Genomic DNA, 7,520 nt, shown 5'->3' with positions numbered 1-7,520 from the left:
GCCGGCTTCGTGCTCCTCCGCCATCGCATCCTGCTCGGCTAAACCACGGTCCGTCACCACCGAAAGTGCGCCAGAGCCACTGACTGGACACACCCGGGCCGACGGCGGACGGGGTGATCAGGCGGGCGGAGGTGCAGGTAGAAAATGATCGTGCCGCCGTGGCTGTCGGAGTCATCTGCAAGGATTCCCGCAGCTATCGAGTAGTGGGAGGGAATGCGATGACCAGTGCATCAGCCGCGGATTACGTCTGGCTTCGCGATGCATGGACGGATGGCGTCGGCACCACGATTCTGTGCATCAACTTCGTACGGGGGTTGTCCCCTGCGGATGCGCTGCGGCGGGTCAAGGTTACTCCGGGCACCTCCGGAGAGTACGGAGTCGCAGCCTACTCGGCTGAGGGTGGGACCGTCCTGGCCGAGAGTGGATGGGCGACCAAGTACGTCACCAACGTGGCGGAGCCATTGTCCTTAGGCACAGCAGTGGCCACGGTTTTTGCTGACCTCAAGGGCGCGGATTTCACCTACGAGGCCAACGAGCAACTGATCACCACGTTCAGCCTGTACAGCTACCGGTTGCGTGAGGGTAACCAGCCTGACCGATTTCTGGCCGACGTGCGCGAACTTGGGCTGTACCGAGATGACGACGGATACGCCGACGACCCCATCTCCAGCGCTCTCGCCTTGGCTTCACGTGCCGCCGGTGTACGCCTTTCCCGCAGCCAGTACGCTAAGCCCACACTCATCGGCTCAACCGACCATCTTTATCCTTCTTGGTGAGGTCAGAGCCTTGATCACCGTGCCATTAGTGTGCCATTGCCTCGGCGACGAGGGTCAACCACGGTCACTCACGAGCGGCCCGAGAATGTCGCTGACCAGGGAACCCAGGGTCCAGGGCGCTCCCGGATCGCCGCCGAGCTCCACATGGTGATCCAGGCCGGTACGGCCCGCAAGGTGATGGACGTGGAGCCGGAGCAGTCGAAACAGGCTCTGCTCGCGATTGAGTCCGGTGGCCGGGCTGCCATGGCCGAACTGCGCCATGTCATGGGCCTGCTCGCCGGGCCGGGCGGCGAGCGTCTCGATGGGTCTTCCGACGGGCTTGAACCCCAGCCCGGGCTCGATCAGCTCGATGCCCTGGTGGAGCGGGTCCGCGCCGTCGGCGTGCTGGTGAGCGTCGCGGTGTCGGCGCCGGGGCCGTTGCCTCCCGGGGCTGACCTCGCGGCCTATCGCGTCGTGCAGGAGGCCCTCACCAACACGATCAAGCACGCGCCCGGGGCTGCCGCGTCCGTGACGATCGGTCATGACGGCGATTGGCTGGAGATCGAGGTGACTGACACTGGCGGGGGACGGAGCGGCGGGCCGCGGACCGGCGACGGCAGGGGACTGATCGGGTTGCGCGAGCGGCTCGCTGTCTACGGTGGGACCCTGGATGCCGGACGGACGGCCGGGGGCGGATTTCGGATCACGGCCCGCGTCCCGTGGAGGAGGACATGACTGAGCGGGTGCGCGTCGTCATCGCCGACGATCAGGCACTGGTGCGCACGGGATTCCGTATGATCCTCGCCGCCGATGGCATCGACGTGGCGGCCGAGGCCGCCAACGGGAGCGAAGTTGTCGCCGCGGTCCGCCGTACCAGGCCCGACGTCGTGCTCATGGACATCCGGATGCCGCAGATGGACGGCCTCGAAGCCACCCGGCGGATCCTTGCGGGCGGTGCTGAGGACACTCGTGTGCTGATCCTGACCACCTACGATCTCGACCACTATGTGTATGCCGCGCTCGCCGCGGGAGCGAGCGGGTTCCTGCTCAAGGATGTCTCACCCGAGCACCTGGTGGCGGCGGTACGTCTGGTGCGCTCCGGCGACGCCCTGCTCGCGCCCACCATCACGCGCCGCCTGGTTGAGCGTTTCGCCCGCCGCGACAATGTGAAGCCCACCCTTCACCGCGATCTGGCCGAGTTGACGCCCCGGGAACTGGACGTGCTGCGTTTGCTCGCCACCGGCCTGAGCAACGCCGAACTCGCCGACCAGCTGACCCTCAGCGTGGCCACGGTGAAGACCCACGTCGCGCGCATCCTGTCCAAGCTCGGCCTGCGCGACCGTGTCCAAGCCGTGGTGGTCGCCTACGAGACCGGCCTGATCTCTCCCGGCGGCACCGGCTGACCTGAATTCACCCGGACAACAACTTGGGAGTGCTCTATGGGGCACCGGCGTAGCGGTGTTCAGCGGTTGTCGTAGCGGTGGCGGGCGGCTTCGATCTCATCGTTGTGGTCGGTGGCCCACCGGACGAAGGCGTAGGCCGTCTCACACATGTCTTCGCCGAGGGAGGTGAGCTGGTATTCGATGCGCGGCGGCATCTCGGGATAGGAGGTGCGGGTGACGAGTCCGTCGCGTTCCAGGTGCCGCAGGGTGAGAGTGAGCATCCGCTGTGAAATGCCGGGGATCTGGTCGTACAGGGCGCCGAAGCGGAAGTGTCCGGTGGCGAGGATGCCGATGGCGAGGATGGACCATTTGTCGCCGACCCGATCGAGGGTGTCGCGGATGCCCTGGCCGTTGTCGGGCCAGGACGCGCAGGGGTGTGGCGGGGTCCGGGCCGCCACGAGCCGCGGGTCTGGGTCTTGGCTTGCGAACATCGATGTGCCTTTTGTACGGGTCGAAACGGGTGCCTATGGTGGAGCTACTTACAAAGCGTAACCAATGTGGGGTATCTGCATGTCTTCCACCATTGCTGTCGTCGGTGCCGGGCCGGGTCTGGGCCGGGCGATCGCCCGGCGGTTCGGCGCGGCCGGACATCCGGTCGCGTTGATCTCCCGAAACCGCGGCAAGCTCCAGCCGATCGCCGACTCCCTGGCCGCCGAAGGGATCACCGCCGGGGCGTATCCGGCCGACGTCACCGACAGCGCCGGGCTGACCGCCGCGCTCGAGGCCGCCGCCGCCGATCTCGGCCGGATCGGAGTCCTGTCCTACAGTCCCGCCCCCGCCTGGGACCACAGCTCCGGGCCGGTCCCCGACACTGCGGCGATGGGCTTCACCACCGCGCTGGAGACCACGCCCGAGTCGGCACGCGCCCAGGTCGACCTGATCGTCGGCGGCGCGCTCACCGCCGTCGCGACGGTCCTGCCCGCGATGCGCAAGGCCGGCGACGGGGCGCTGCTGTTCACCACCGGCGCCTCGGCGATCCTGCCGATCCCGCTGCTCGGCAACGCCGGCATCGCCCAGGCCGGCCTGCGGCACTGGGCGAAGACCATCGAGGATGATCTGGCAGCCGACGGCGTCTACGTCGGACATGTGTGCGTCGGTGTCCCGATCGTCCCGGGCGGGGGTGAGGGCGATTCCGATGCGATCGCCGAACGCTGGTACCAGCTTGCTCAGGCCCGCGACACCTTCGAGACCACCATCGGCTTCTGACCCGCCGGCATGGAGCTTGATCACGGCCAATACGCGGCCAAGTCGAGGTGCTCAGGGGAGAAGGCGCTGGTCAGCGCATGATCGCGACGGCGTGGCTGGTCGTCGCAGATTGCTGGGTGCGATCGACGATCCGTGCTTCGTTCCTCAGCACGGCTCACCGGATAACGCGGGGCCCGCGTTGGTCGCCCGATCGATGCCGACCGCGTGGGCCCGCATGGGGCACATGGAGTGGCACAAGACAGGGCTCCCTTGGGCCTCTAGATCTAGTCGTCCGAGCCCGCAGCCGACGGCGGTACCTCGACGACGAAGAACAGGAGGCTGAGTTTGGTCGAAAGGGCATGGAAGTCGTCGGGGAACAGCTCACGGGCGGCCGGGTCGGGGTGGGGCTCGCTGATGAGGGCAAGGCGGAAGCCGGCGGTGGCGAAGGCATCGGTCATCGCGTGCAACGGCCTGCGCCAGAATCTCATCGGGAAGGGCTGCCCGTTGAACGTCCATTCGTCGATATAGCTGGTGGTCGCGAAATAGTTGGGCCGAGGATTCTGGATCACGTAGTCCACGAACGGGTGCTGCACCGAGGCGATCAGCCGCCCGCCGGGCCTGAGCACTCGCCGCATCTCGGCGAGCGTCGGCCCCCAGTCCTCCAGGTAGTGCAGCACCAGCGACGCGACCACGTCGTCGAACGCGCCGTCGTCGAACGGCAGGCGGTCATTCAGGTCGACCACGTGCAGGGCCGCGTCGTCACCGAGCCGCCGCCTGGCCAACGCCAGCATCCCGGCGCTGGCGTCGATGCCGGTGACGACGGCACCGCGGTCGCGTAGTGCGGCGGCCAGGGGGCCTGCGCCGCAGCCGGCGTCCAGGATCCGGCGGCCGGCCACGTCTCCGGCGAGGGCTAACATCGCGGGCCGCTCGTAGTACGCGTTCATGATGTTGTTCTCGTTCTCCGCCGAGTACGCCTCGGCGAAGCTGTCGTAGTCATTCGCCTGGGCCGGATCTGCAGGCTGGGTTGTGGTCGAAGCCCAGGCAGGACGCCGTGGTGCGAGGTTTTCGGGCACGTTGGTTACGGGTTCCATCGTCGCAGCCTAGTCTGCTGCCTCGCGGGATGTATGTGGGATGATCTTCCCCGGCAGGGGAAAGGCGAGAGCCGCACCTCGAGGTCAGAGGCCTGATGCAGTCAGGAATGTCAGCCCGCTGTAACCGCTGTGCCCTCGGCGGAAGCGCTCGGCTCCGAGGTGATCGCCAGCGCGAGACCGTGGAGCCGTAGGTGGCCGAGGGGAGTCTGATCGTCCCGCCCACCGTGACTCGGGCGAGCCCAGCAGGCCGAGTCGTTCGGATCAGATCTGGTTGAAGTGTCAGTGTCGGCGGCGAGGTGGGGCGAGGTGTTCGGTGAGGGTCAGTGGGCCGCGCCGAGCGCCATGCCACCGCGCAGGGAGAGGGGTGAGGAAGGCGAAGGCGGCCAGGTAGCCGGCGCCCACCGCCAGGAGCCACGCCTTGTGCCCGCGGGGAAAACCAGTACAGCGGGTGGGATTACCGTCACGCTAAGTCGAGAACTTTGACCCCGTGACCTTCGGCACGAGAAGAGGGGCTCGACCATGCCCAAGTACCTGATTCAGGCGACCTACACCACAGATGGCCTCAAAGGAGTGTTGCAAGATGGCGGCACCGGACGCCGACAAGCGGTGGAGCGCATGGCGGAAAGCGTCGGCGGCCGGGTCGAACAGATGTATTTCGCGTTCGGCGAGACAGACACGTATGTGATCGTCGACCTGCCGAGCAATGCGGCTTCGGCCGCTGTGGGTCTCACAATATCGGCGTCTGGGGCGGTACGAACGAAGACGGCTGTCCTGCTGACGCCAGAGGAGATCGACGATGCCGCGCGGATGGAGGTGGCATACCGGGCTCCTGGCGCGTAACAGTCGGGTGATTGCGCTCGGGGAGCGGACACCAGGAGGCCAGGTCCTTGCCGGCGAGACCGCGCCGGATCTCGTCTTTGCTTGGGTGCCGGGTAAGCAGGCGCCTTACGCGACTGCGGCCCGGTAGTCGGTGACTGCGTGTCGGCGGCGGACAGCCACAGACCCGAAGACCGGCTCACCCTTCCAGCCATGGACGATGGGCGGTAGTCGCTCCATCGGAACAGGTTGCCCCACTTGGCGGGCCGGGCAACGTACACGGCGCCCTGGGGCATGCGCGAGCCTCTTGTGCGCCGCCTCTGGGTGCGCTTCGGTTCTTGGGTCTTGGGGGATGTTGCTCGGTTGAACCGTTGATCCGCTGTAAACTGTCGGCTCAGCCTACGCACCAGCGGGAAGAGGCCCGTCACCAGCGGAAACGCGGTGACGGGCCTCTCGTGTCACGTCCGGCCCTCTACGGCTGACACCGGCTGACTACGGTTGATCGTTCCCTATGCGTTCCCAAACGATCAAGGTCGGCAGATCGTGATCGCCTTCTGAGCACCACCCCGACCGGGACCTTGTCGACACGACCTCCCCGGCCCCCTCGGGGGCCAGGGCCGGGAAACGGCGGAGCCGAGGCTGCCGATAGTCTCCGCAGACCCCTGCACCGTTGACCGGCGCCGGCGCATGAGAGGAGACCCATGATCCACGTGCTGCTCACCGGATTCGAGCCGTTCGACGGCTCCGGCGTCAATCCGTCGTGGCAGGCGGTGCAACTGGCCGCGACCACGCCGCCGGAAGGGGTTTCGCTGACGACAGTGATGCTGCCGGTGGTCTTCCACGACGCCATCGCACGGCTGCGCGCGGCCGTCGAGGAGTCCGGTGCCGAGGTCGTCGTCTGTGTCGGGCAGGCGGGCGGGAGGCCGGGCATCACGGTTGAGCGCGTCGCCATCAACCTCGATGACGCTCGCATCCCCGACAACAAGGGCGCCCAGCCCGTCGACGAGCCCGTCGTCGTGGACGGCCCGGCAGCGTACTTCTCCACCCTCCCAGTGAAGGCGTGCGTGGCCGCCGTCCGCGACGCCGGCCTGCCGGCGTCCGTCTCGCACACGGCGGGCACGTTCCTCTGCAACCACGTCTTTTACGGGCTGATGCATCTCATCGAGTCCGGCCGGCCGGGGGTGCGCGGCGGCTTCGTGCACGTGCCCCACCTTCCCGAACAGGTCCCGGGTGGCGACGCGCCGTCGATGTCCGTCCAGTCGATCGCCGAAGCGCTGACGGCGATCGTGTCCGTGGCGGTCACCACGACCGCAGATCTGAAGGAGACCGGTGGCTCTCTCCACTGATCCACTGCCGACCGTCGCCGATCTCGCCCCCCGCTTCGCCGGCCTCGCTCTCGAGAACGTGACGCGGGAGTTCCCGAACGCTCCGCAGCACCTCGTCACGGGCCCGGGCGACACCGTGCTGCCGCGCGTCCACCATCCGGCCTTCTACGGCTCCTATGACTGGCACTCCGCGGTGCACATGCACTGGCTGCTGGTCCGGCTGCTGCGGCGGAACCGGGCGGAGATCGACGAGGCCGCCGTTCGCGAGGTGCTGGACCGGCACCTGACGCCTGAGCACCTGATGACCGAGGCCGTCTACCTGCGGGCCCACCCGACGTTCGAGCGGCCCTACGGCTGGGCCTGGCTGCTCGCGCTGGCGGCTGAATGCGAATCGGCCGGCGGCGACGGTGCACGGTGGGCGGGCGCGATGCGTCCGGCGGTGGCGGCCGTCGCCGAACTCGTCGAGGGGTGGCTGGCCAAGGCCACCTATCCGGTCCGCCATGGCGTTCATGCCAACAGCGCGTTCGCGCTGGGATTGGTACTGGACTCGGCCGAGTCGGCAGGGTGCGCGGCACTCGCGGGTGCCGTCACCGAGACCGCCCGGCGCTGGTTCGGCACCGATCGCGACTATCCGGCGGCCTGGGAACCGTCCGGGCAGGACTTCGTGTCGCCGGCCCTCACCGAGGCGGATCTGATGCGGCGGATACTGACTCGCGAGGAGTTCGCGGCGTGGCTATCGGCGTTCCTGCCGGGGCTGGCACACGGTGAGCCGCAGGCTCTGCTGGAGCCGCCGATCGTGTCCGATCGTCGCGATCCGCAAATCGGGCACCTGATCGGGCTCGCGCTCAGCCGCGCGGCGGGGCGGTGGGCCATCGCCGCCGCGCTCCCAGCGGACGAGATAGGAAG

9 protein-coding genes are annotated in these 7,520 nt (G+C 67.9%); 7 read left to right on the top strand and 2 right to left on the bottom strand.

Annotated elements, in window-relative coordinates:
- Positions 1-158 precede the first annotated feature (158 nt).
- From AB0J09_RS49865 to AB0J09_RS49855, 3 genes are all read left to right on the top strand, one after another.
- A complete protein-coding gene (locus AB0J09_RS49865; RefSeq protein ID WP_360708102.1) occupies positions 159-776 on the top strand; it encodes a DUF6461 domain-containing protein in 618 nt (205 codons plus the stop codon).
- A 144-nt stretch (positions 777-920) separates the two neighbouring features.
- Entirely contained in the window at positions 921-1,490 is a 570-nt protein-coding gene (locus AB0J09_RS49860; RefSeq protein WP_360708099.1) for an ATP-binding protein, read from the top strand.
- Positions 1,487-2,158, top strand: coding sequence for a response regulator transcription factor (locus tag AB0J09_RS49855; protein WP_360708105.1), 672 nt, complete (start codon positions 1,487-1,489; stop codon positions 2,156-2,158). Before AB0J09_RS49860 ends, AB0J09_RS49855 begins: the two co-directional genes overlap by 4 nt.
- Positions 2,159-2,217: 59 nt before the next feature.
- Here AB0J09_RS49855 and AB0J09_RS49850 read toward each other — a convergent pair whose 3' ends face one another.
- Positions 2,218-2,628: a helix-turn-helix domain-containing protein gene (locus AB0J09_RS49850; protein ID WP_360708096.1), complete on the bottom strand. Its 411-nt coding sequence runs from the start codon at positions 2,626-2,628 to the stop codon at positions 2,218-2,220.
- Positions 2,629-2,707: 79 nt separating this feature from the next.
- Between AB0J09_RS49850 and AB0J09_RS49845 the strand changes: the two genes are divergently transcribed.
- Positions 2,708-3,403, top strand: a complete 696-nt coding sequence (locus AB0J09_RS49845) for an SDR family NAD(P)-dependent oxidoreductase (protein ID WP_360708093.1) — start codon at positions 2,708-2,710, stop codon at positions 3,401-3,403.
- A gap of 263 nt (positions 3,404-3,666) precedes the next feature.
- Here AB0J09_RS49845 and AB0J09_RS49840 read toward each other — a convergent pair whose 3' ends face one another.
- Positions 3,667-4,473 carry a class I SAM-dependent methyltransferase gene (locus AB0J09_RS49840; RefSeq protein ID WP_360708090.1) on the bottom strand — a complete coding sequence of 269 codons (807 nt, stop codon included), beginning with the start codon at positions 4,471-4,473 and terminating at the stop codon, positions 3,667-3,669.
- Positions 4,474-4,992: 519 nt separating this feature from the next.
- Here AB0J09_RS49840 and AB0J09_RS49835 point away from each other — a divergent pair.
- From AB0J09_RS49835 to AB0J09_RS49825, 3 genes are all read left to right on the top strand, one after another.
- Positions 4,993-5,313, top strand: coding sequence for a GYD domain-containing protein (locus AB0J09_RS49835; RefSeq protein ID WP_360708087.1), 321 nt, complete (start codon positions 4,993-4,995; stop codon positions 5,311-5,313).
- Positions 5,314-5,990: 677 nt separating this feature from the next.
- Positions 5,991-6,635, top strand: a complete 645-nt coding sequence (pcp, locus tag AB0J09_RS49830) for a pyroglutamyl-peptidase I (RefSeq protein WP_360708084.1) — start codon at positions 5,991-5,993, stop codon at positions 6,633-6,635.
- Positions 6,619-7,520: DUF2891 domain-containing protein (locus AB0J09_RS49825; RefSeq protein WP_360708081.1), on the top strand; the 902-nt coding region annotated here is incomplete at its 3' end. The genes pcp and AB0J09_RS49825, both read left to right, overlap by 17 nt.

Origin of the sequence: Nonomuraea sp. NPDC049784 (assembly GCF_040659615.1) — a bacterium.
Classification (GTDB): Bacteria; Actinomycetota; Actinomycetes; order Streptosporangiales; family Streptosporangiaceae; genus Nonomuraea.
This window is presented reverse-complemented; position numbering and strand designations above follow the sequence as displayed.

Excerpts from the sequence above, each read along its gene's own strand:
- AB0J09_RS49860 (WP_360708099.1), top strand. The coding sequence starts at position 921 with ATGGTGATCCAGGCCGGTACGGCCCGCAAGGTGATGGACGTGGAGCCG.
- AB0J09_RS49855 (WP_360708105.1), top strand. The coding sequence starts at position 1,487 with ATGACTGAGCGGGTGCGCGTCGTCATCGCCGACGATCAGGCACTGGTG.
- AB0J09_RS49850 (WP_360708096.1), bottom strand. The coding sequence starts at position 2,628 with ATGTTCGCAAGCCAAGACCCAGACCCGCGGCTCGTGGCGGCCCGGACC.
- AB0J09_RS49845 (WP_360708093.1), top strand. The coding sequence starts at position 2,708 with ATGTCTTCCACCATTGCTGTCGTCGGTGCCGGGCCGGGTCTGGGCCGG.
- AB0J09_RS49840 (WP_360708090.1), bottom strand. The coding sequence starts at position 4,473 with ATGGAACCCGTAACCAACGTGCCCGAAAACCTCGCACCACGGCGTCCT.
- AB0J09_RS49835 (WP_360708087.1), top strand. The coding sequence starts at position 4,993 with ATGCCCAAGTACCTGATTCAGGCGACCTACACCACAGATGGCCTCAAA.
- pcp (WP_360708084.1), top strand. The coding sequence starts at position 5,991 with ATGATCCACGTGCTGCTCACCGGATTCGAGCCGTTCGACGGCTCCGGC.